24 protein-coding genes are annotated in these 20,029 nt (G+C 72.9%); 4 read left to right on the top strand and 20 right to left on the bottom strand.

Going from position 1 to position 20,029, the window contains the following annotated elements; translation table 11 throughout:
- Positions 1-29 precede the first annotated feature (29 nt).
- The 12 genes from ABWK59_RS18605 to ABWK59_RS18550 form a co-directional block, all read right to left on the bottom strand.
- Positions 30-239 carry a tautomerase family protein gene (locus ABWK59_RS18605; protein WP_354641719.1) on the bottom strand — a complete coding sequence of 70 codons (210 nt, stop codon included), beginning with the start codon at positions 237-239 and terminating at the stop codon, positions 30-32.
- 220 nt (positions 240-459) lie between these two features.
- Positions 460-1,311: a hypothetical protein gene (locus ABWK59_RS18600; protein ID WP_354641718.1), complete on the bottom strand. Its 852-nt coding sequence runs from the start codon at positions 1,309-1,311 to the stop codon at positions 460-462.
- A gap of 2 nt (positions 1,312-1,313) precedes the next feature.
- Positions 1,314-1,931: a hypothetical protein gene (locus ABWK59_RS18595; RefSeq protein WP_354641717.1), complete on the bottom strand. Its 618-nt coding sequence runs from the start codon at positions 1,929-1,931 to the stop codon at positions 1,314-1,316.
- 18 nt (positions 1,932-1,949) lie between these two features.
- Positions 1,950-2,282: a YciI family protein gene (locus ABWK59_RS18590; RefSeq protein ID WP_354641716.1), complete on the bottom strand. Its 333-nt coding sequence runs from the start codon at positions 2,280-2,282 to the stop codon at positions 1,950-1,952.
- Positions 2,279-3,031 (bottom strand): AfsA-related hotdog domain-containing protein, encoded by a 753-nt coding sequence (locus ABWK59_RS18585; RefSeq protein WP_354641715.1) that lies wholly within the window; start codon positions 3,029-3,031, stop codon positions 2,279-2,281. The genes ABWK59_RS18590 and ABWK59_RS18585 overlap by 4 nt, the downstream gene beginning before the upstream one ends.
- A 29-nt stretch (positions 3,032-3,060) precedes the next feature.
- On the bottom strand, positions 3,061-3,333 hold the full coding sequence (locus ABWK59_RS18580; RefSeq protein WP_354641714.1) for an acyl carrier protein: 273 nt from the start codon (positions 3,331-3,333) through the stop codon (positions 3,061-3,063).
- Positions 3,327-4,079 carry an SDR family NAD(P)-dependent oxidoreductase gene (locus ABWK59_RS18575; protein WP_354641713.1) on the bottom strand — a complete coding sequence of 251 codons (753 nt, stop codon included), beginning with the start codon at positions 4,077-4,079 and terminating at the stop codon, positions 3,327-3,329. Before ABWK59_RS18575 ends, ABWK59_RS18580 begins: the two co-directional genes overlap by 7 nt.
- Positions 4,076-5,425 (bottom strand): ANL family adenylate-forming protein, encoded by a 1,350-nt coding sequence (locus tag ABWK59_RS18570; RefSeq protein WP_354641712.1) that lies wholly within the window; start codon positions 5,423-5,425, stop codon positions 4,076-4,078. The genes ABWK59_RS18575 and ABWK59_RS18570 overlap by 4 nt, the downstream gene beginning before the upstream one ends.
- A gap of 308 nt (positions 5,426-5,733) precedes the next feature.
- On the bottom strand, positions 5,734-6,378 hold the full coding sequence (locus ABWK59_RS18565) for a 4'-phosphopantetheinyl transferase family protein (protein WP_354641711.1): 645 nt from the start codon (positions 6,376-6,378) through the stop codon (positions 5,734-5,736).
- Positions 6,375-7,112 carry an SDR family oxidoreductase gene (locus ABWK59_RS18560; protein WP_354641710.1) on the bottom strand — a complete coding sequence of 246 codons (738 nt, stop codon included), beginning with the start codon at positions 7,110-7,112 and terminating at the stop codon, positions 6,375-6,377. Before ABWK59_RS18560 ends, ABWK59_RS18565 begins: the two co-directional genes overlap by 4 nt.
- Positions 7,113-7,200: 88 nt before the next feature.
- Positions 7,201-7,905 (bottom strand): HAD family hydrolase, encoded by a 705-nt coding sequence (locus ABWK59_RS18555; RefSeq protein ID WP_354641709.1) that lies wholly within the window; start codon positions 7,903-7,905, stop codon positions 7,201-7,203.
- Positions 7,906-8,071: 166 nt separating this feature from the next.
- A complete protein-coding gene (locus tag ABWK59_RS18550; protein WP_354641708.1) occupies positions 8,072-8,749 on the bottom strand; it encodes a response regulator transcription factor in 678 nt (225 codons plus the stop codon).
- 226 nt (positions 8,750-8,975) lie between these two features.
- On the opposite strand from ABWK59_RS18550, the gene ABWK59_RS18545 reads away from it, so the two are divergent.
- Positions 8,976-9,563 (top strand): TetR/AcrR family transcriptional regulator, encoded by a 588-nt coding sequence (locus ABWK59_RS18545; RefSeq protein ID WP_354645004.1) that lies wholly within the window; start codon positions 8,976-8,978, stop codon positions 9,561-9,563.
- A gap of 121 nt (positions 9,564-9,684) precedes the next feature.
- Here ABWK59_RS18545 and ABWK59_RS18540 read toward each other — a convergent pair whose 3' ends face one another.
- From ABWK59_RS18540 to ABWK59_RS18520, 5 genes are all read right to left on the bottom strand, one after another.
- Entirely contained in the window at positions 9,685-9,918 is a 234-nt protein-coding gene (locus ABWK59_RS18540; protein WP_354641707.1) for an acyl-CoA carboxylase subunit epsilon, read from the bottom strand.
- The gene (locus ABWK59_RS18535) at positions 9,915-11,513 is read right to left on the bottom strand and encodes an acyl-CoA carboxylase subunit beta (protein WP_354641706.1); all 1,599 of its coding nucleotides are present in this window, start codon (positions 11,511-11,513) and stop codon (positions 9,915-9,917) included. The genes ABWK59_RS18540 and ABWK59_RS18535 overlap by 4 nt, the downstream gene beginning before the upstream one ends.
- A 28-nt stretch (positions 11,514-11,541) precedes the next feature.
- A complete protein-coding gene (locus tag ABWK59_RS18530; RefSeq protein ID WP_354641705.1) occupies positions 11,542-12,528 on the bottom strand; it encodes a lactate/malate family dehydrogenase in 987 nt (328 codons plus the stop codon).
- A 388-nt stretch (positions 12,529-12,916) separates the two neighbouring features.
- A complete protein-coding gene (locus ABWK59_RS18525; protein WP_354641704.1) occupies positions 12,917-14,125 on the bottom strand; it encodes an oxidoreductase in 1,209 nt (402 codons plus the stop codon).
- Positions 14,116-15,189 carry a ScbA/BarX family gamma-butyrolactone biosynthesis protein gene (locus ABWK59_RS18520; protein WP_354641703.1) on the bottom strand — a complete coding sequence of 358 codons (1,074 nt, stop codon included), beginning with the start codon at positions 15,187-15,189 and terminating at the stop codon, positions 14,116-14,118. Before ABWK59_RS18520 ends, ABWK59_RS18525 begins: the two co-directional genes overlap by 10 nt.
- A 177-nt stretch (positions 15,190-15,366) precedes the next feature.
- On the opposite strand from ABWK59_RS18520, the gene ABWK59_RS18515 reads away from it, so the two are divergent.
- Positions 15,367-16,014, top strand: a complete 648-nt coding sequence (locus tag ABWK59_RS18515) for a ScbR family autoregulator-binding transcription factor (RefSeq protein WP_354641702.1) — start codon at positions 15,367-15,369, stop codon at positions 16,012-16,014.
- A 57-nt stretch (positions 16,015-16,071) separates the two neighbouring features.
- Here ABWK59_RS18515 and ABWK59_RS18510 read toward each other — a convergent pair whose 3' ends face one another.
- Positions 16,072-16,557 (bottom strand): LURP-one-related/scramblase family protein, encoded by a 486-nt coding sequence (locus ABWK59_RS18510; RefSeq protein WP_354641701.1) that lies wholly within the window; start codon positions 16,555-16,557, stop codon positions 16,072-16,074.
- 543 nt (positions 16,558-17,100) lie between these two features.
- On the opposite strand from ABWK59_RS18510, the gene ABWK59_RS18505 reads away from it, so the two are divergent.
- Entirely contained in the window at positions 17,101-17,376 is a 276-nt protein-coding gene (locus ABWK59_RS18505) for a hypothetical protein (RefSeq protein WP_354641700.1), read from the top strand.
- Between the two features lie 30 nt (positions 17,377-17,406).
- Here the strand turns inward: ABWK59_RS18505 and ABWK59_RS18500 are convergent, their stop codons facing one another.
- Positions 17,407-17,796 (bottom strand): twitching motility protein PilT, encoded by a 390-nt coding sequence (locus ABWK59_RS18500; protein WP_354641699.1) that lies wholly within the window; start codon positions 17,794-17,796, stop codon positions 17,407-17,409.
- Positions 17,793-18,071, bottom strand: coding sequence for a hypothetical protein (locus tag ABWK59_RS18495; RefSeq protein ID WP_354641698.1), 279 nt, complete (start codon positions 18,069-18,071; stop codon positions 17,793-17,795). The genes ABWK59_RS18500 and ABWK59_RS18495 overlap by 4 nt, the downstream gene beginning before the upstream one ends.
- An 83-nt stretch (positions 18,072-18,154) precedes the next feature.
- On the opposite strand from ABWK59_RS18495, the gene ABWK59_RS18490 reads away from it, so the two are divergent.
- On the top strand, positions 18,155-20,023 hold the full coding sequence (locus ABWK59_RS18490) for an NHL domain-containing thioredoxin family protein (RefSeq protein ID WP_354641697.1): 1,869 nt from the start codon (positions 18,155-18,157) through the stop codon (positions 20,021-20,023).
- The last annotated feature ends 6 nt before the right edge of the window (positions 20,024-20,029 follow it).

The raw sequence follows: 20,029 nt of genomic DNA, 5'->3' as shown, positions 1-20,029 counted from the left end.
CTTCTCCTCGGATCCCGCCCGGGCGGGGGTCAGCGCCGCCTGCTGAGTTCCGCGAAGTCGGGGTCGGAGCCGAGCGCGCCGGCCTCGCCCCACCGGTCGGCGGGTACCTCGGTCAGGTAGACGGTGATCTTGTCCAGCGGCAGACCCAGCACCTTGTGGGTCGTGGCCGTGATTTCCTCGATGAGTTCCTTGGCGGCCTCGTCGCTCTGCTTCCAGGCCGTGATGTGGATGACGGGCATGGCTGTCCCCTCGGTGAAGTACCTGTCGGTTTCTCGGGTGGTGTGCCAGCTGTCCCCGATTTCAAGGTAGTTGGGGTGGTCAGCGACTCACCACGCCTCTTTTCGGCTGGCCGTCCGGGCTGCCCGGCGGGGGTGGCCGGCTGGTGCGGCCGGTCGGAGTGGCCGTTCGGGGTGGCGGTCCGGGGTGGCCGATCGGCTACCCCCGCCGGGCGGGGCCCGGTCAGCCGGCGGTGGTGGTGAACTCCTGGAAGCTGGCGGTCTGCAGCTTCAGTTGGGCGTGGATGTCCCCGCCGAGGCCGAAATACCCGATCGCGCCGCCGTAGTTCTGCTGGTAGCTCATCCAGAGCAGGACGACGTTGACGATCCGCTTCGGCCCCGGGGCGCCTTCCGCGGGGAAGGGGTTCGGCAGCGTGGCGCGGTAGTGCGCCTTGCCGTCCCGGTCGGTCATGAAGACGTTGGGGATGCCGAGCGGGCCGGGCCGGGAGGGGCCGACCGGGGCGGGCGCGAGGTCGTTCTCGCGCAGGGACATCACGGTGTACATGCTGTCCGGGACCAGGCCGGAGAACTCGAAGGAGAACTCGGCGGCGCGGCCCCGGTCCACCAGGGACACCTCCATCCAGCCCTGGGCCTGGACCCACTGGCCGAGGGTGACCGGCTCGGTGACCCTGAGGCCGTCCTCGGGGCGGGCGTCCGGGATCGGCACCTCGTGGAAGGGGTAGCTGGGCCGCTCCACGTAGTGGGCCTGGGGGCAGCCCTCGGGGGCGAACAGCATCGGGTAGTTGTTGATGGGCAGCGGCAGGGGCAGGGTGTACAGCACCATGTCCCGGTCCGCGGCGGTGAGTTGCTCGGGCAGCTCGCGGACGATCCGGTACGGCAGCTGCTCGCCGTGCGGCGGCATCGGGCTGGCGGCGGAGACGATGGCCCGGCCCCACTCGGAGCTGACGCCGCCGTCCGGGGTGCCGCGGTTGACCCGGCCGATGACGATGAAGTCGCCGTTGGCGTCCATCACCTCGCTGGGCGGGTAGGTGGGCCCCTGGGTGGTCAGGCTGAGCTCGTAGGACTGCGACCGCATGCTCAGGCCTCGATCCGGGCGTAGGTCTTGAGGAACAGACCGCGGTCGCCGCCCTGCGGGACGATGTAGTTGTCCCGGGCCTGGACCAGGATGGCCTCGTACTCGGGGGTGCGGAACACCGCGTTGTGCACGGCCGGGTCGCCGGAGAAGCCGGCAACGAAGAGCACGCCGGGCTCGGTGCTGAGCAGCGAGTGGTAGGCCAGGAAGACCTCGGACTCGGGGGCGTTGCGGACGGTCTCGAAGATGGTGCGGTCGCGCCAGGCGCGGTAGTCGGCGAGGACCGGGGGCTTGACCTCGACCCGGCGCAGCTGGACGTGGGCGGTGTCGGGGAGGGCGAGGTCGGTGTCCTTGGGGGCCTCGACGAACTCCTGGACCTGGCGCCGGAAGTCGCCGGCGAGGTGGGGGGCGGTGGCGGTGAAGAGCTGCTGCCACTCCTCGTGGAGGGCGGCGAGGTCGGTGAGCGAGTCGAGCGGGCGGAGCTCCAGCAGGGCGGAGTCCTCCAGGGAGCGGTAGAGCTGGGCCGGCGAGCCGGCGGTGAGCTCCGCCCAGGCCTTGGCGGCCTGGTCGAGGGCCTCGGGCCGGACGTTGACCTCGGTGACGAGCAGCAGGTTCGCGGACATGGCGGTTCAACCTCTTCTTCAGGGAGTCTGGGGCGGTCCGGCCGGGGTGGGGATGCGGACCGGGGAGCGGTCGGAGAGCCGGAGGGCGTGGATCCGCACCTCCTGCCACACTCCGCCGGCGGTGAACGGGTCCTCGTCGACCCAGCGCCGGACGGTGGCGCGGTCGGGGGCCTCGATCAGGAACAGGCTGCCGAGCTGAGTGACGCCGTCGTCGGCGAGCAGCGGCCCGTAGAGCAGCGGGGCGGGGTCGGCGGTGCCCAGCCGGGCCGAGTGGGCGGGGCGCAGCTCGTCGCGGCGCCCCGCCGCACCCGGTCCGTCCAGGCAGTGGAGGGTCCACAGCACCGAGGTCACCCGCCGACGCCGGCGAGTTCGGGGCTGGCGAGCGCGGTGAGCTCGTCGCGGACGGCCTGCCGGGCGGCCATCGCCTCCTGCTTGGCGGCGAACAGCTGCGGGATGACCCGGATCTCGGCGTTGAAGGTGGCCGCCTTCTCGCCCTGCTGGTGGACCTCGACGGTGAAGGCGATGGTCTGTCCGACCGGGCTGCGCTGGTGGCTGACCAGCCGGTACTCCAGGGTGGCGGGCAGCGGGAAGACGAACCGGTGGAACGCGGAGTCGACCGAGTTGATCACGAACCGGGTCGGGATGTCCTCGGTGAGCAGGAACTGCTCGGTGACCACGGTCCAGGTCTGCCGGGCGGCCTCCAGCAGGGTGACGGCCGGGATGTGCTGGCCGGTGAGGTGGTCCTCCAGGACCTCGACGCGCTCGTCGAGGACGAGCGGTGCCCGGAAGGTGCCGGCTCCGGTCTGCTCGACGGTGCCGATCAGCACGTTCTTGGCGTCGTGCTTGTGGGTGAGGCGCCGCTCCGCCGGGGCCGGCACCGCACCCTGGCGTATCGCCACTATGGTCGGGCCGCGTTCGGCGAGGGCGGCGAGCTCGGCCAGCTGGGCGGCGGTCAGGCCCTGGCCGACCGTGAGCTGGATCCTGGGCGGCAGGTCGCCGTTGCGCAGGCGCTCCAGCAGGACGCCGGCGGGCACGGTGCCCTTGTTCTCCAGGAACTCCTCGAAGCGGTCGCCGACGACCACCATGGTTTCGTCCGTCATGTCTCGACCTCCTGTGGTGTGGGGTCCCCTCAGGCGGCGACGGGCGCGCCGAGGGTGCGGGCGTAGGCGTCGACCAGCTCGTCGACGGTGCGGATGTCGGAGATGACCAGGTCCTCCTCGGCGAAGGGGTCGACGCCGAGGTCGATCTCCAGCTGGATGATCAGGCGGGCGAGCAGCAGGGAGGTCAGTCCGATGGCGTTGAGGCGCTCGGCGCCGGTGAACTCGCCGTGCTCGACCTCGGCCTCGCGGAGCAGCTCGGTGATCTGCTCGACGACGGCGGCCTTGATGTCGGTGACTAGCATGTGATTCCTCCGTCTACGACGATGGTCTGTCCGGTGATGAAGGACGCCTGGTCCGAGATCAGGAAGTGGACGGCGTTGGCGATCTCCTCGACGTCGGCCAACCGGCCGAGCGGGGTGCGGCGCTGGATGCGCTCGCGGTTCTGATCGGTGACGTCGGTGGTCATGTCGCTGTCGAAGAACCCCGGGACGATGGAGTTGACCCGGATGTTCAGCGGTCCGAGCTCGCGGGCCAGGCTGCGGCTGAAGCCGTCCAGGCCGGCCTTGGTGGCCGCGTACACGGCCACGCCGCGGTAGCCGCGGATGGCGTTGATCGAGGACACGTTGATGATCTGGCCGCCCTGGCGGGTGCTCATCACCCGGGCGCAGGCCTGGGCGAGGGCGATCGGTGCGGCGAGGTTGCTGGCGATGAGGGTGTCGACCTGGCCGGCCGAGGTGGTCAGGAACAGCTCCTGGCGGTTGAGCACCGCGGCGTTGTTGATCAGCAGGTCGACGCCGCCGAACCGGCGGGCGGTGGCGGAGACGAACTGCCGCAGCGCCTTGCGGTCGGAGAGGTCGACGGCCTCCCAGACGAAGTCCTCGGAGCGTTCGGCGAGGGTGTCCTTGACGAACTCGTTGGCGGAGCGGCTGAAGGTGGCGACCTTCCAGCCCTCGGCGAGCAGCCGCTCGACCATGATCCGTCCGAGTCCGCGGCTGCCGCCGCTGATGACCGCGACCCGGCCCTGGGCCGGCGCGGGCTGGCCGGTCATGCGCCGACCCGGATCTTCTTGTAGCGGTCGGAGTGCTGGCGCTCCCCGGAGACCTCGACCACGGCCGGCACCTTGAAGGCCTCCAGCTTGCTCGCGCAGTGCGCGCGGACCCGGCGGGCGACCGAGCGGGCGTCCTCGTCCAGGTCGGGGGCGAGGAGCACGGTGGCCTTGACCACCATGCCGGTGACGTGGCTGGGGCGGCCGCTGACGGTGGCCTCGGCGATGCCGGGCACCTCCAGGACGACGCTCTCCACCTCGCTGGGGTAGACCTTCTCGCCGCCGACGTTGATGATCTCGGAGCGGCGGCCGAGGATGCGGATCCAGTCGCCGTCGGTCTCCACCACGTCCTGGGTGTTGAAGTACCCCTCCTCGTCGAAGGGCGCCGGGGCGTTGAGGTAGCCGAGCATCGCCATGTCGGAGCGGATCCACAGGACCGAGTCGATGATCTTGTGGTCGAACCCGGAGTTGCCGAGCTTGACCCACAGGGTGTCGTCGCCGCGGGACTTGGTCGGCAGGATGCCGAGCTCGGAGAGCCCGTACGTCTGCTTGAACCGCACCTCGGGGAGCTGCTGGGCGAGCCGCTTGAGGGTCTGCAGCGGCATCGGCTCGGTGCCGTAGGTGATCAGCTGCAGGGCCGAGGTGTCGTACCGCTCCAGGGCGCCGGAGATCAGCACCATGTTGAGGAAGGTGGGGGTGGTCGGCAGGACCTGGACGCCGTGGTCCCGGACGGCCGCCATGACGGCGTCCGGGGTGCGCTCGCCGACGGTGACCACCGTGCCGCCCACGCTGAGCGTGTGCAGCAGGGTGTTGACGCCGCCGATGTGGTCCAGGCTGAGGAAGGACAGGATCCTCATCGCCCGGCCGCCGTCCCGGTACCGTGCGAGCACCTTGGTGAAGTCCAGGACGGAGGCCTTGCTGCGGCCGGTGGTGCCGGAGCTGAACAGCACCAGGCCGGGGTGGCGGCGCTCCCGCAGCCGGGCGTACAGCTCGTGCCCGGCGGTGCGGCCGGTACGGGCCAGCTGTCGGCCGCCGTCGCCGTCGACGGCGATGGTGACCTCGACCTCGGCGACGTCGAGGAACTCGGTCCGCTTGGCCTCCGGGAGGACGGTCAGCGGGACGACCACGACGCCGCGTTCGATCAGGGCGATCAGGCCGGCGCAGGCGGCCGGCGAGTAGGCGCCCTCCAGGGTCACCACCTCGCCGGGTCGCACCTGGTGCCGGTCGAGGTAGCCGCGCCAGTCCTCGACCATGTCGAGCAACTGCCGGTAGCTGTAGGTGCTGCCGTCGAAGACGACGGCGTCGGCGCCGCCGTGGCGGGCCAGCTTCTCCACGAGGGAACTGTTCACACTGCTCTCCATAACCGTGAGTGGCATGGACTGCGGCGGATTCTTCGACGCCGCGTCATATCCCCCCGAGAGCGGGGGGCTTCGTCATCCCTCCGTTCTCGACGGAGCGGAATCCCTGTTCGAGTTCGATCCTAGGAAGCCCGCCATCTGCACTCAACGGGCCTTTGGAGCGCCGGAATTCGCATCGCCGAACGGCTACCCCAAGGGTCCCTGCTGGCATGCCGGAGCGGCCGCCCGCGATGTCTCGCGAGCGGCCGCTCGGGTGGGGGGAATGGCGATGGGGAATGGTGGAACGGGCAATTCCGGCGTCATCCGGCGGGGACGGTCACCGCGGTCGCCACCCGGCCGTCGCCGGCCGTCCAGCGGCCGGTGAAACGGTCCGGGCCGCCCTCGCCGGGGTCCAGCACCCGGGCGGTGAAGACACCGTCGGGGTGCAGGTCCAGCCGGGCACCCTGGAAGCCGAGCCAGCGACCGGTGAGCGGGTACCACGCCTTGTAGACGCTCTCCTTGGCGCTGAACAGCACGACGTCCCAGGGGACGTGGCCGGCGTGCCCGGTGAGTTCGGCCAGCATCGGGAGTTCCTCGGGCCGGGCGACGGCCCGCAGCAGCCCGGGGCCGAGCGGGCGGGCAGGCTCGGCGTCCACCCCGACCGCCGCGTACGCGCTGCGCGGGGCCACCGCGACCGCGCGGTAGCCCGCGCAGTGGGTGAGGCTGCCGACCACGCCGGCGGGCCAGCGCGGCTCGCCCCTGGGGCCGGTGAGCAGCGGCGCGCCGGGGTGTCCCAGTTCGGCGAGGGCGCCGCGGGCGAGGTGCCGGGTGGTGGTGAACTCGCGGCGGCGTTCGGGGACGCAGTCCTGGAGCAGGGCCTGTTCGGCGGGCAGCAGCCGGGCGTCGGGCGGGTCGGCGGTGCCGGACCGGCTGATGACGCCGGGTGGCAGGATCCGCTCGATCACTGCCAGAGCCAGGCGTCCAGGTCCACCCGGGCGGGCATCGCGCGGGCGGGGCTGCGCAGCACGTCGAGGGTGGCCCCGGCGACGTCCTCGGGGGACATCATCCGGGCGCGCTGTTCGGCGCTGTAGACGATGTGCGGGGCCATCCGGTCGCGGAAGGCGGTGTCCACCTTGTCCAGGACCATGCTGGTGACCTTGACGCCCCAGGCCCGGGCCTCCTCGCGGAGGCAGTCGGTGAGGCCCTCGACGCCGAACTTGGACACCGAGTAGGCGAGCATCGCCCCGGCGGGGGAGCAGCGGTGCCCCCAGATCGAGGACATGTTGACGATGTGCCCGGAGCCCGCCGCCCGCATGTGCGGCAGGACGGCCCGGGCCATCAGGAAGTAGCCGGTCAGGTTGGTGCGCAGGGTGTGCTCCCAGGTGTCCTGGTCGGTGTCCAGGACACCGCCGTGGAAGGCCACGCCGGCGACGTTGAGCAGCTGGTCGATCCGGCCGAAGCGGTCGACGGCGGCCGCCACCGCGGCCTCGACGGCGGGCCCGTCCGCCACGTCGTGGACGGCGGTGAGGACCCGGTCCGGCAGCCAGCCCTGGTCGGCGACCAGCTTGGCGAGGCCGTCGGCGTTGTCGGAGTGGAGGACGAGGCGGCACCCGGCCTCGTGGAGGGACCGGGCGAGTGCCCGCCCGATTCCCCCGTCGGCCCCGGTGATCAGCGCCACGTCGTTGCGGTTGATGGTCACGTCTGCCTCCGTGTCGAGTGGTCGGTTCGGGGGCGTGCCGGACGGGCCGCGCCACGGGTCCGGCGGGATCCGTCCGGCACGCCCAAGATCAGCTCCGGACCGCGGACGCCAGCGCGCCGGGTGCACCGGAGAGCATCGGCCAGCCGTGCAGCGCGGCCTGCCCGGCGAGGACCGGGTCCTCGCCGACCACCCGCGGGCGGCCGACCGTGCGCAGCATCGGCAGGTCGCTGGAGTGGTCGCCGTAGGCGTAGCAGTCGGCGGGGGACAGGCCGAGCTCGGCCTGCGTCTCGACGACCGCCTGGGCCTTGACCGGGCCGATCATGGGCCGCAGGATCTCGCCGGTCAGGATGCCGTCGGCGTCGGCCAGCGGCTCGCTGCAGAGCACCCGGGTGGCGCCGATCTCGGCGGCGAACGGGTCGAGCACGCCGCGGAAGGAGCCGGAGACGAGCACCACCGTGTCGCCCTGGGCGCGGTGGTCGGCGACCGCGGCGAGCGAGGCGCCGATGAAGGCGTCCTCGCGGTGGCGGTACTCCGCGTACCAGGCGTGGCCGGCGTCGAACAGGCGCCGGCGCGGCACTCCGGCGAACCGCCGGTAGTAGTCGCGGTTGATCTCCGACCGGTCGACCCCGGCGGCGGCGCGGGCGCGGACCCGCTCCACGGCGGCGCGGTGCTCGGTGCCGTCGTCGCCGTGCAGCGCCAGCCAGTAGCCCAGGAAGTCGAACATGCTCTTGACGGTGATCAGCGTCTCGTCGACGTCGAAGAACGCCGCGCCGCTCGGGGTGGGGCCTGCCATGACGGGCTCACTTCTCCTTCGGTGGTGGGTGGTTCGGTACCTCGGCGGCGGACCGGCCGGGGCTGACCCGGGGCTGACCCGGGGTCGGCCGGCGGTCCGGGGTCGGCCGTCGGCGCAGGTCGGTCCGGGCCGGTGCAGGTCGGTGCGGGTCGGCCGCCGGCGTGGTTCAGCCGGCCGGCTCGTACAGCCCCTCGCGCAGCGCCCGGGTGACCGCGTAGGTGCGGTTGGGGCAGTCGAGCTTGGCGAGGATGTTGGCCACCAGGCGCTTGGCGCCGTGGTCGGAGATCGCCATCCGGCGGCCGATCTGCTTGTTGCTCAGGCCGTCCACCAGCAGGGCGAGGGCCTCCCGCTCGCGCGGGGTGAGCCGGGGCGCCGGGCGTTCGGGGGCGGCGAGCCGGCCGGGGGCGAGCAGCCGGTGGGCGAGCACCGGGGGGATCGGCACCTCGCCGGCGGCGATCCGGGCCAGGGTGTCCAGCAGGGCGCGGGCGGTGAGCTGCGCGGTGCCGAGGAATCCGGCGCTGCGCACCCGGGTGACCCGGTCGAGGTCGACGTGCTCCTCGTCGTCGATCAGCAGCAGCAGCCGGGGGCCACCGGCGCCGAGCGTGTCCAGCGACCGGGCGGCGGGCTCGTCGAGTTCGGCGAGTGCCAGGACCAGGATGTCGGCCCCGGCGGCGGTGGCGACGGTGATCGCCTCGGTCGCGTCGGTCACGCAGTCGAGGCGGCCGACGGTGTCGGCGGACTGCAGGATGCGCTCCACGCCGAAGCGCTGCAGGTCGTTTCTCAGCCCCAGGACCACATCGACGGACGGGGCCGGCTCCGGATGACTCGCCTCACTGCTCCACACGACGACATTCCCCTCGATCGCGCTGCCTGCGACCGGGCGCGGTGGCGCCCGATGGACTCATCATGCCACACTAAAATACCTTTGCGAAGGTTTTTTTCGACCGAGACTCGCCAGGCGGCCTACCAACCGGCCCGCCCACCAGCCAAAATGGCGGGTGCACAACGGGGACAAAACATACCGGGACGATGGTATTTTCTTGACAGGCTCAGCAAGGAGGTCACCGGTGATGAAGCAGGAGCGGGCACGACGCACCTACGAGTCGATCCTCGACGCCGCCGCCGAGGAGTTCCTCCTGCTCGGGTACGCCCAGGCCACCCTGAGCGGGGTGGTCGCCCGGACCGGCATGACCAAGGGCGCGCTCTACGGCCACTTCTCCTCCAAGGAGGCGCTGGCCGCCACGCTGGTCGAGCAGGGCGCCGCGGTCTGGTCCCAGGTGCTGGCCGAGACGGAGTCCTCCCGGCTGGGGCCGGTCGAGAAGCTGCAGGCCCTCACGGTGGGCCTCACCAACCGGATCGAGACGGACGTCCGGGTCCGCGCCGCCCTGCGGCTGGCCTCCGAGCTCCGCGACAGCATCGGCGAGGGCGACCAACTCCTGCGCGACATCGGCTGGTTCCTGACCAGCAGCGCCCGCCGCGCCCAGGCCACCGAGGAGCTGTCCGCGCTGCACTCCCCCACCGCCGTCTCCCACCTGCTGATGGCCGTGGTCTTCGGCTACCAGCACCTCGCGGCGGCCTGCCGCGACCGGGCGGCGCTCTCGGACATCGAGGAGTTGTGGGAGGTCCTGGCGTACGCCCTGCGGGGCTCGGTGGTGTAGCCGCCAGCGGTCGGCGGCCCGCGTGGACCTGCGACCAGGCTCCGGCCGACGGACACGCGTGTGCCCCCTCGGGGATCCCGAGGGGGCACGTACGTGCGGGGTCCGGCGGTGGGGCGCCGGCTCAGGCCCGCCAGGAACCGGCCGGGCGCCGGCGACCGCCGAGGCGAAGCCGGTCCCAGGCCGCACGGCCCTCGCCGACCCGCGCGGCCGAACCGCCGCCGCCGCCGCCGTCGCCGCCACCGTTGCCGCCGCCGCGCTGGGCGACCGCGAGCAGCACCGCGGTGACCGCGGCCAGTTCCTCCGGGGGGAGGCCGCCGCCGCGCACCACCCGCAGGGTCTCCTCGCGCGGGCTCACAGCGGCGGGTTCCCGTGCTTGCGGCTGGGCAGGTCGGCGTGCTTGGTGCGCAGCATCTCCAGCGACCGGATGAGCACCGCGCGGGTCTCGGCCGGGTCGATGACGTCGTCCACGAGGCCGCGTTCGGCCGCGTAGTACGGGTGCATCAGCTCGCTCTTGTACTCCTTGATCTTCTGGGCGCGCATCGCCTCCGGATCCTCGGCGCCGGCGATGTCGCGGCGGAAGATCACGTTGGCGGCGCCCTCGGCGCCCATCACGGCGATCTCGTTGGTCGGCCAGGCGAAGGACAGGTCCGCGCCGATGGAGCGGGAGTCCATGACGATGTACGCGCCGCCGTAGGCCTTGCGCAGGATCAGCTGGATCCGCGGCACGGTGGCGTTGCAGTAGGCGTAGAGCAGCTTGGCGCCGTGCCGGATGATGCCGCCGTGCTCCTGGTCCACCCCCGGCAGAAAGCCGGGGACGTCGAGCATGGTGATCAGCGGGATGTTGAACGCGTCGCACATCTGCACGAAGCGGGCCGACTTCTCGCTGGCGTTGATGTCCAACACCCCGGCGTACGAGGAGGGCTGGTTGGCGATGATGCCGACGACCTGCCCGCCCATCCGGGCCAGCACGCAGAGCACGTTGCCCGCCCAGCGCTCGTGGACCTCGAAGAAGTCGCCGTCGTCGACGATCTCCTCGATCACCCTGCGCATGTCGTACGAGTGGCTCGGGTCGGCCGGGACCACCGTCAGCAGGCCCTCGCAGCGCCGGTCGGCGGGGTCGTCCGTCGGGAGCACGGGCGGGAGTTCGCGGTTGTTGGAGGGGAGCAGCGAGAGCAGGTGGCGGACGTCCGCGAGGCAGCTCTCCTCGTCCTCGTAGGCGAATCCGGCCACGCCGGAGGTGCCGGCGTGCACGTCGGCGCCGCCCAGTTCGTCCAGGGTGACCCGCTCGCCGGTGACGGCCTGGACCACGTCCGGTCCGGTGATGAACATCTGCGAGATGCCGCGGACCATGAACACGAAGTCGGTCAGCGCGGGCGAGTACGCGGCGCCGCCGGCGCACGGACCGAGCATCACGCTGATCTGTGGGATCACACCCGAGGCGCGGGCGTTGCGCTGGAAGATGCCGCCGTAGCCGGCCAGGGCCGTGACGCCCTCCTGGATCCGGGCGCCGGCGCCGTCGCTGAGCGAGACCAGCGGTGCGCCGGCCTGTTCGGCCAGGTCCATGATCTTGTGGATCTTCTGGGCGTGCGCCTCGCCCAGCGCGCCGCCGAAGATCCGGAAGTCGTGGGCGTAGACGAAGACCGTCCGGCCGTCGACGGTGCCCCAGCCGGTGACCACGCCGTCGGTGTAGGGGCGCTTGGCCTCCATCCCGAAGCCGCTGGCCCGGTGTCGGCGCAGCGGTTCGACCTCGGTGAACGAGCCCTCGTCCAGGAGCAGGGCGATCCGCTCGCGGGCGGTCAGCTTGCCCCGTCTGTGCTGGGCCTCGGTGGCGCCGGGGGTGGGGCCCTGGATCACCTCGTCCCGGATCCAGGCCAACTCGGCCAGCCGGTCGCGCGCTTCGGGAACGGGCGGCCGGAGGGCGACCGGTGTCGCCTCGTCGACGACGGTCATGTCTGCTCCTTCGACTGGGGATGACGGTTCATCGCGCCATACTCTGCGCCGGGCTCTGCGCCGTCGGGTCGACGAGCCGCTGGGCGGTGCGGGCGGCGTCCGCGGCGGTCCGCAGGGCGGCGAGTTCGGCCGGGGCGAGCGGGGTCTCGACCACCTTGTTGACGCCCTGTGCGCCGAGCTCCGCCTGGACGCCGAGCCAGACGCCGTCGATCCCGAACCGCCCGTCCACCCAGGCGCAGACGGGCAGCACCCGGCCGGCGTCCTCGATCACCGCGAGGGCCACCGCGGCGGCCGCGACGGCCGGGGCCCGCAGCCCGCCCCCGCCGCCGAGCAGCGAGACCAGCTCGGGACCGGCGTAGCGGGTGCGCTCGACCAGTTCCTCCAGTTCGTCGCAGGAGAGCAGTTCGTCGAGCGGGCGGCCGTCCACCTCGCAGGCGGAGATCGCGGGGATCAGGTCCTCGCCGTGCCAGCCGAGGGCGACGGCGCGGACCAGGCCGGGCTCGACGTCCAGTTCCTCGGCGAGGAAGTGGGTGAACCGGGCGGTGTCGAGCGCGGTGCTCTGCCCGATCACCCGGGAGGCGGGGAAGCCGGAGGCGCGGTGGGCGACGGCGGTGAGTTCGGCGACCGGGTTGGCCACCACCAACAGGACGGCGTCGGGGGAGAGTTCGGCTATCGGGGCGACCATCTCGCGGACCAGGGCGGCGTTGGTCGCGAGGTGTTCGGCGCGGCTGCCGCCGGGTTCGGGGCGGCGGCCCGCGGCGAGCACCACGAGGTCGGAGCCCGCGGTGTCGCGGTAGTCGTCGCCGTCCGGGCCGCAGGTGACGCCGAGCACCCTGGTCCGGTGGCCGGTCAGCGGGCGGCAGTGGTTGATGTCCAGGGCCGCGCCCTCGGCGCGACCCTCGATCGCGTCGGTGAGCACGACGGTTTCCAGGACGTCGCGCTCGGCCAGCCGGTGCGCGATCGCCGCACCCTGCGCGCCGGCGCCGACGACGGTGACCTTGCCTGTGCGTGCCATGGTGTCCGAACTCCTCACTCGCGGGGTCGCTCCAGAAATAATACCTTCGCAGAGGTATTTTTCTAGAGCCTGCTGCCCGGAAGTCGAAATGTCTTTCGCGGAAGGGGTGTTGGGAACGGGTCTGCTGTCATGGGGGCGCGGGTTCGCGCCGGATCTACACGGGATGTGCGCCGGATGTGCGCCGGGGGCCCAGGAGATCCGGACCGCCCGGGCGTCGTCCGCGGACGCGGGCGGCGGCAGCCCGAGGGCCCCGGGGTGGTCGGGACCCCGGGGGTGCGGACGGGTCGATCACCGCGCGAGGGCGGCCCGAGCGGGTGCTGCGAACGTGGTGCCGAGCGGCTGCCCCGAGGGAGGCGCCGCCCGTACGGCAGGCGGGTCCCCGGCAGGGTCAGCTGCCGAGGACGGCCCGGCCGTACGCCTGCGCCGCGAGGTCGAAGCGGAGCATCGCATGGGTGGCCGCCGTCCGGATGTCCCGCCAGCGGCGCTGGAGCGGGTCGCCGGTGGCGTGGGCGCGCGAGCCCGCGGCCCGGAACAACCGGTCGGCGGCCTCCGTGCACAGCTCGGTGGCGGTGATCGAGTCGCGGACGTTCTCCGCGACGGCCAGCGGGGTGATCCCGTCGCCGTCGGCGCGCCCGGCGGCGCCGTCGAGCAGCAGTCCGGCCGCCCGGATCCCGGCCGAGGCCCGGGTCAGCACTTCCGCCGAGCCGGGCGGCGCGGTGGCCGTCCAGTCGGCGAGCAGCCCGCGGGCCGCTCCGAGCACCGGCGCCGCGAACATCAGTGCCGCCACGAACGGGTACGGCAGGGCGTGGCAGCGGGCCGCGCCCGGTTCGGCCGGCTCGGCGGCCGCCAGCCGCTCCCTGGACAGGGTGCGGTGCTCCGGGACGTCCACGCCGTCCAGCCGCAGGGTGTGGCTGCCGGTGCCGCGCATGCCGAGGGTGTGCCAGGTGTCCAGGACGGTGCCCTCCCCGGCCGGGACGGCGAACAGCCGGCTGTCCCGGGTCCCGTCCGGTTGCGGCGCCCAGGCGGACAGCAGCACCCAGTCCGCGGAGTCGATACCGCTGGCAGGCGCCCAGGTACCGGTCAGCCGCCAGCCCCCGGCGGTCGCCACGGCCTCCACGGCGGGCGGCGTGACCGCCGCGGCGATCCGGACCGGACCGCCGCCGCCCCAGATCTCCCGCCGGGCGGGCCCCGGCAGGTAGCCGGCGAGCCGCCCGTGGGCCGCGTACAGCGCGGCGCACCACGCGGCCGAGGCACAGCCCTCGCCCACCAGGGCCACCGCTTCGACCAGGTCGGCGAAGGAGCCGGCCCGGCCGCCGTCGGCGACGGGCACGAAGTGCCGGTCGAACCCGGCGGCGGTGAGGGCGGCGACCACCTCGGGCGTGAGCCTGCGGTCCCGGTCCGCCGCCTCCGCGTCGCGGGCGGCGGCGAGCGCGGCGCGGCGGACGGCCTCCGGCGCCAGGGTCGGCGGCGGCGACGGGTGTGCGGAGGCCGAGGCCGGCTGCGGCGACGGGCGCGCCGAGGCGTGGTGCGGCGACGGGTGCGCGGGGGCCGGGTGCAGCGACGGGTGCGCGGGGGCCGGCGGCGTGGTCAGACGCATTCCACGACCTCCCGGGCCGCCCCCGGCGCGGACTCGACCGGAGCGGGTACCGTCCAGGCCATCTCGCCGGTGGCCACCACCCGCCCGTACTGCACGGCGGCCACCTCGAAGGACCAGCGCTCCAGGTCGGCCCCGGCCCCGGTCGCGGCCCCGGCAACCGCCGCCGTGGCGACCGGTGCGACGGCGAGGAAGGTCGGGGCGTCCAGCTCGCAGAAGGCGGTGAAGGCGGTACGGCCGCCGACCATGGCCAGCTCGTCCACGGTCCGGCCCGTCGCCCGTCCGGCGGCGCAGCCGGTGGCCTGCCGGAACGCCTCCAGCAGCAGCATCCCGGGGACGTGGTCGAGCGGGTGGTCGAAGAACACCGGGTGGGTCTGGTCGACGTGCAGCAGCCAGGCGCCGCGGGCGCCGGTGCCGAGATCCGCCAGCAGGACGTCGGCGTCCCGGCGGCGGCCGGCCTCGGCGGCCGTGAGCAGCCGGGCGGCGGCGCCGATGCCCGGGGTGGTGACGCCGTCCCGGCCGGCGGCTGCCGCCCCGGACCGTCCGGCGCCCCGGGCGCGGTCGCGGATCACCGTGTACCGCGAGCGGTCGACCGCCTGCCAGCTGACGCTGCCGCGGCCGCAGGTGCGGCCGTCGACGGAGACGGTGGCCTCCAGGCGCATGCCCACCTTGCTGGCGGTGGGCCGGGTGGTGGAGGACAGGGTGAGGTCGAGGACGACCTGCGGGCCGAACGGCCGGGTGCGGAAGGCCGTCGGGTCCTTCACCTCGTAGCCGAGGTCGCAGAAGATGAACGGGTGGTCGAGCGGGACACCGTAGAAGCGGTGCGAGAGGTAGACGGCGGTCTGGCGGAGCGTCTCCACCAGGAGCATCGGGTCGCTCATGCCGTGCTGTGCGGGGTGGTACAGGCCGTGTCCGACCGGCCAGCGGGCGGCAACGACGAAGCGGTCGCCGGCTAGGTGGACCACGTCGGTCAGCAGCACCTCGGCGGGCGCGACCTTGTGGACCAGCTCGTTCGGGACAGTGAGGTCGAGAGCGTCGACCGCAAGTGGCAACACGCCAGTGCTCATGAGAACTCCCCCAAGAACATGATGACTTGAACGCGTGCATCACGGCCTGGACGGGTCTCGTCCAGCGCCGGTCCAGCGAAAATATACCGACGGGAAGGTATATTGCAATCGCTACAATCGAGCCACACACTGCCAGCGATCCGGCCGCCGGCAGCATCGAGAGCCTGGAACCCCCACGTGAACGACATCGCCTCCGCAGCGACCGCCGCCGCCGAAGCCGCCCTCAGCAGGCGGCCCGAGCCCAAGCAGGAGCGTGCCCAGCGCACCCGGACACTCGTGCTCGCGGCCGCCGCCGAACTCTTCGCCTCCAAGGGCTTCCCCGCCACCTCGATCACCGACATCGCCCAGCAGGTCGGCCTCACCAAGGGTGCGGTCTACTTCCACTTCAAGAACAAGGAGGACATGGCCATCGCGGTGGTCGAGGCCAACTACCTCCTGTGGCCCACCCTGCTCGACGAGGTGCGGGCCGAGGGCCTGGACCCGCTCCAGACCCTCCGCGAGCTGCTCGACCGCACGGCCCACACCTTCCACACCAACGTGATCGTCCGGGCCACCTCCCGGCTGCAGGCCGAGCGCACCCTGATCGGCTCCCAGCTGCCGCAGCCGTACGTCGGGTGGATCGAGATCCTCACCACCCTGCTCGCCGAGGCCCGGGGCGCCGGCCAGGTCCGCCGCGACATGACTCCCGAGGCGCTGGCCCGGGTGATCGTCGCCGCTTTCTACGGCATGCAGCACATCTCCGATGTCCTGCACGGGCAGGCCGACCTGATGGAGCGCTGGGCCGAAGTCCGCGAGGTCATCTTCAGCAGCCTCGCCCCACGCTGACCCGGGGCCGGGGCCTGGCCCTGGGCGCCGCATGACCCGCGGCCCGGGCCCGGCGGATCAGCCCTCCTGCTCCCCGAGCCGGTCCACGCAGACCGCGACGGCGAGCAGGAGGGGAACGTCCCCGCCCGGTGCGACCTCTACGCCGTAGCCGTCCCGCAGCCCGAACCACCGCCGGGAGATCTCGGCGACGGTCTCCCCGTCCGCCTCGATCCGGTACTCCTTGCCCAGCAGGTCGCCGCGGACGTCCAGCTCGCCGCCGTCCTCGAGCTCGACCCGGTAGCCGTCCCGCAGCGGCGTGAACAGCTTCCGCCGGACGGTGGCCACCGTCCCGCCGCCGGCGTCCTCGACCCGCATCGCGTCCCGCAGCGAGAACGCCTTCTCCCGGACCACCGCCACCACCTGCCCGGCCTGGTCCTTCAGCTCGAAGGTCTGCCGCAGCCGCAGCACCTTGCCGTCGACCAGGTACGCCTTCTCGCCGTCCTCGTCCTCGATCCAGTAGTCGTCCCCGATCGAGAACAGCCGCTCCCGCACCACGTACTTCACGCCGCATCCTCCTCCGCCGACCCGAACCTGCCCGCCCATCCTGCCCGCCCCACCGCCGCCCGCCACGGTGCACCCCACACCCGGCCCCGCCCGCCTCACCCGTCCGGCCGCCGGATCCCCGGTGCGGGTCGCGCGGATGCTCGACGGGTACGGCCTCCGGTCGGGGTGCCCAGGGGCCGGTGGAACGCCACGAGCGGGGTTGCGGCGAGCGACGAGTTCTGCCCTCTCTCACCAAGAACTCGCGCAGATCGGCGTGGAGTGGGAGCCGGGAGTAGGACAGGCACGGGTCTCGGGCGATGATGGATTTGCGACGCTCTGTGATCACTCGGGGGAACCTGTGCCCGTCCTGCCGTCATGCTTACCGCCCCGCTGCGGGACCGGTACCCCGCCGCCACGCACCCCGCTCGGCCAGGGGGCCCGGACCACTGCGGTCGACGCCCACGTCGACCTCGCCGACACCATCATCACCGTGCGTAGCCCGATCTCGTACGGCTGGGCCGCTCGCCGCCGCAGCATCCGACCGGGAGTCATGGAGGTTTCGAGATGAACACCGACCACGCCCTCGCGCTGGAACTGATCCGCAGCGCCGAGACGGCCGTCCTGCGGGCCCTGGCCGGCCATGAGGCGGCAGCCGGCGAAGCACAGCGCCAGGCCGCGAAAGCCGCGCGGTTGCTGGCGCCGACCCGGGACGGCGGGCCGTGCCAGCGCGTGGGATGCCCCAACCGGGTCGTCAACCGCACGACCGGACGCCGCCGCCTCTACTGCTGCACCACCTGCCAGCAGGCCGCCTACTGGGCCCGCAAGGCGGACGCCACGTAGCGCGAGCGGTCGGAGACCACGCCTCGTCAGCTACGGGCGGGCCACCTTGATGCGGGTATGACCGGAGACCTCGACGAGTTCCCCGATGTCCCCTAGATCGTCGGTGAGGATCGGCGCGTCGAGATGCTCGATGGCTGCCAGGACGATACTCGCGTCCACCACGTCGCGGCTGCCCGCACGGTGACAGAGCTCGGCTGCCGCCTTGGCCCGGTCCTCTGTCAACGCAAGGACCTCACAGCCCCGCAGCACCCGGTGGAGGACCGCCGAGGACGGCCTGGCGTTCCACACCTGAGCCAGGACGCCCGCCGGCACCAACGGCCGGACACGGGCGGAGAGGAAGGTCTCGTGCTGGGCCACGAAAGGCCGGTCGTTCTTCTCCGCGGCGATCAATGCCCCGGAGTCGTAGACGATCGCGTTCACGCGCTTTGCCGCTCCGACGTGGCGGTCCAGCCCATCAGCTCATCGACCCGTTCTGAAGCAGCTCGGCGCTCCTCGGTGGTGAAAGCCCCGTGCTCACGCTGGTACTCGGCCATGGCCGCCAGGCCGTCCAGCCGACGTTCCTCGTTGGCGAAGTAGTCCACCAGGGCGTGAGTCACCACGGTGGAGATCTGTTCCTGGCGCTGCGCGGCGACGGCCCGCAGTCTCGCCCCGAGCTCTCCTTCGAGGCTGATGCTCAGCTTGGCCTTCTCGCTCATATTCCAACCGTAATACGCCTCGGGGCGGCGGTCCACCGGCTTCACTCGGAATGCCGACCCGCATGGTGGGGTTGGATGTGGCCATGGCTTCTCGTGCACGTGTACGCGCCCCCGAGCTGGTGGGCGAGGGCGGATGGCTGAACACCGGCGGCAAGGACCTGTCGCTGGCGGACTTCCGCGGCAAGATCACAATTCTCGACTTCTGGACGTTCTGCTGCATCAACTGCCTCCACGTCCTGGACGAACTCCGGGAGCTGGAGGAGAAGCACCGCGACACCGTGGTGATCGTCGGCGTCCACTCCCCCAAGTTCGTCCACGAGGCAGATCACCAGGCGGTGGTGGACGCGGTCGCCCGGTACGAGGTGCACCACCCGGTGCTGGACGACCCGAAGCTGGTGACGTGGAAGCAGTACGCCGTCCGCGCCTGGCCGACCCTGGTGGTGATCGACCCCGAGGGGTACGTGGTCGCGCAGCACGCGGGCGAGGGCCACGCGCACGCGATCGCGCGGCTGGTGGAGGAGTTGGAGGCGGAGCACGAGGCCAAGGGCACGCTGCGCCGCGGCGACGGCCCGTACGTGCCGGCCGAGCCGGAGGCGGGTGACCTGCGGTTCCCGGGCAAGGCGGTCCGGCTCGCGGACGGCCACTTCCTGGTGGCCGACTCCGGGCACCACGCGCTGGTCGAGCTGGCCGAGGACGGCGAGACGGTGGTCCGCCGGATCGGCGACGGCGAGCGCGGGTTCGTGGACGGCGCGGCGCCGCGGTTCAGCGAACCGCAGGGCCTGGCGCTGGTGCCCGAGGGGCTGGGTCTGGACTACGACGTGGTCGTGGCGGACACGGTGAACCACGCGCTGCGCGGCGTCCGCCTCGCGGACGGGCACGTCAGCACGCTGGCCGGGACGGGCCGGCAGTGGTGGCAGGGCTCCCCGACCGAGGGTCCGGCCCGTGAGGTGGACCTCTCCTCGCCGTGGGACGTGGCCTTCTTCGACGGCCGGGTGTGGATCGCGATGGCGGGCGTGCACCAGCTGTGGGCGTTCGACCCGGTGGCCGGCACGGTCGGCGTCGCGGCGGGGACGACCAACGAGGGCCTGGTGGACGGCCCCGTCGCCGAGGCGTGGTTCGCCCAGCCGTCCGGTCTGGCGGTGTCGGCGGACGGCGAGCGGCTGTGGGTGGCTGACTCGGAGACCTCGGCGCTGCGCTGGGTTTCACGTGAAACCGGGACGGTCCACACGGCCGTCGGCACCGGCCTGTTCGACTTCGGGCACCGGGACGGCGAGGCCGGGCAGGCGCTGCTCCAGCACCCGCTGGGGGTGACGGTGCTGCCGGACGGCTCGGTGGCCGTCAGCGACACCTACAACCACGCGCTGCGCCGGTTCGACCCGGCCGCCGGCGAGGTGAGCACGCTGGCCACGGATCTGCGCGAGCCCTCGGGCGCGGTGCTGGTGGACGGCGACATCGTGGTGGTGGAGTCGGCCCGGCACCGGCTGACCCGGCTGCGGCTGCCCGAGGAGGCGGTCCGGGTGGACGCGGTGGCGCACCGCACCCAGCGGGCCGCGACCGAGGTGGCGCCGGGCCGGCTGCGGCTGGACGTGGTGTTCCAAGCGCCGAGCGGGCAGAAGCTGGACGAGCGGTACGGCCCGTCGACGCGGCTGCTGGTGAGTTCGACCCCGGCGGAGCTGCTGGTCTCGGGCGCGGGAGCGGACACCGCGCTCTCGCGTGAGCTGGTGCTGTCCGAGGAGGTCGCCGAGGGCGTGCTGCACGTGTCGGCGATGGCCGCGTCCTGCGACGACGACCCGGAGATCGAGTTCCCGGCCTGCCACGTGCACCAGCAGGACTGGGGCGTGCCGGTGCGGCTCACCGCGGGCGGGGCGACCCGGCTTCCGCTGGTGCTGGCGGGCATGGAAGACGCGGCGGACGGAGCGGAGGCGGCGGACGGAGCGAAGGCGGCGGAGTAGCGCCGG

Origin of the sequence: Kitasatospora sp. HUAS MG31, assembly GCF_040571325.1 — a bacterium.
GTDB lineage: Bacteria > Actinomycetota > Actinomycetes > Streptomycetales > Streptomycetaceae > Kitasatospora > Kitasatospora camelliae.
Note: the sequence above shows the minus strand (reverse complement) of the source record. Positions and strands in the feature narration are given on the sequence as shown.

Bases quoted from the DNA above. Each gene is read 5' to 3' on its own strand.
- ABWK59_RS18530 (WP_354641705.1), bottom strand. From the start codon at position 12,528: ATGGCACGCACAGGCAAGGTCACCGTCGTCGGCGCCGGCGCGCAGGGT.
- ABWK59_RS18580 (WP_354641714.1), bottom strand. From the start codon at position 3,333: ATGCTAGTCACCGACATCAAGGCCGCCGTCGTCGAGCAGATCACCGAG.
- ABWK59_RS18585 (WP_354641715.1), bottom strand. From the start codon at position 3,031: ATGACGGACGAAACCATGGTGGTCGTCGGCGACCGCTTCGAGGAGTTC.
- ABWK59_RS18535 (WP_354641706.1), bottom strand. From the start codon at position 11,513: ATGACCGTCGTCGACGAGGCGACACCGGTCGCCCTCCGGCCGCCCGTT.
- ABWK59_RS18575 (WP_354641713.1), bottom strand. From the start codon at position 4,079: ATGACCGGCCAGCCCGCGCCGGCCCAGGGCCGGGTCGCGGTCATCAGC.
- ABWK59_RS18545 (WP_354645004.1), top strand. From the start codon at position 8,976: ATGAAGCAGGAGCGGGCACGACGCACCTACGAGTCGATCCTCGACGCC.
- ABWK59_RS18555 (WP_354641709.1), bottom strand. From the start codon at position 7,905: ATGGCAGGCCCCACCCCGAGCGGCGCGGCGTTCTTCGACGTCGACGAG.
- ABWK59_RS18490 (WP_354641697.1), top strand. From the start codon at position 18,155: ATGGCTTCTCGTGCACGTGTACGCGCCCCCGAGCTGGTGGGCGAGGGC.
- ABWK59_RS18495 (WP_354641698.1), bottom strand. From the start codon at position 18,071: ATGAGCGAGAAGGCCAAGCTGAGCATCAGCCTCGAAGGAGAGCTCGGG.
- ABWK59_RS18525 (WP_354641704.1), bottom strand. From the start codon at position 14,125: ATGCGTCTGACCACGCCGCCGGCCCCCGCGCACCCGTCGCTGCACCCG.
- ABWK59_RS18595 (WP_354641717.1), bottom strand. From the start codon at position 1,931: ATGTCCGCGAACCTGCTGCTCGTCACCGAGGTCAACGTCCGGCCCGAG.
- ABWK59_RS18600 (WP_354641718.1), bottom strand. From the start codon at position 1,311: ATGCGGTCGCAGTCCTACGAGCTCAGCCTGACCACCCAGGGGCCCACC.
- ABWK59_RS18605 (WP_354641719.1), bottom strand. From the start codon at position 239: ATGCCCGTCATCCACATCACGGCCTGGAAGCAGAGCGACGAGGCCGCC.
- ABWK59_RS18520 (WP_354641703.1), bottom strand. From the start codon at position 15,189: ATGAGCACTGGCGTGTTGCCACTTGCGGTCGACGCTCTCGACCTCACT.
- ABWK59_RS18505 (WP_354641700.1), top strand. From the start codon at position 17,101: ATGAACACCGACCACGCCCTCGCGCTGGAACTGATCCGCAGCGCCGAG.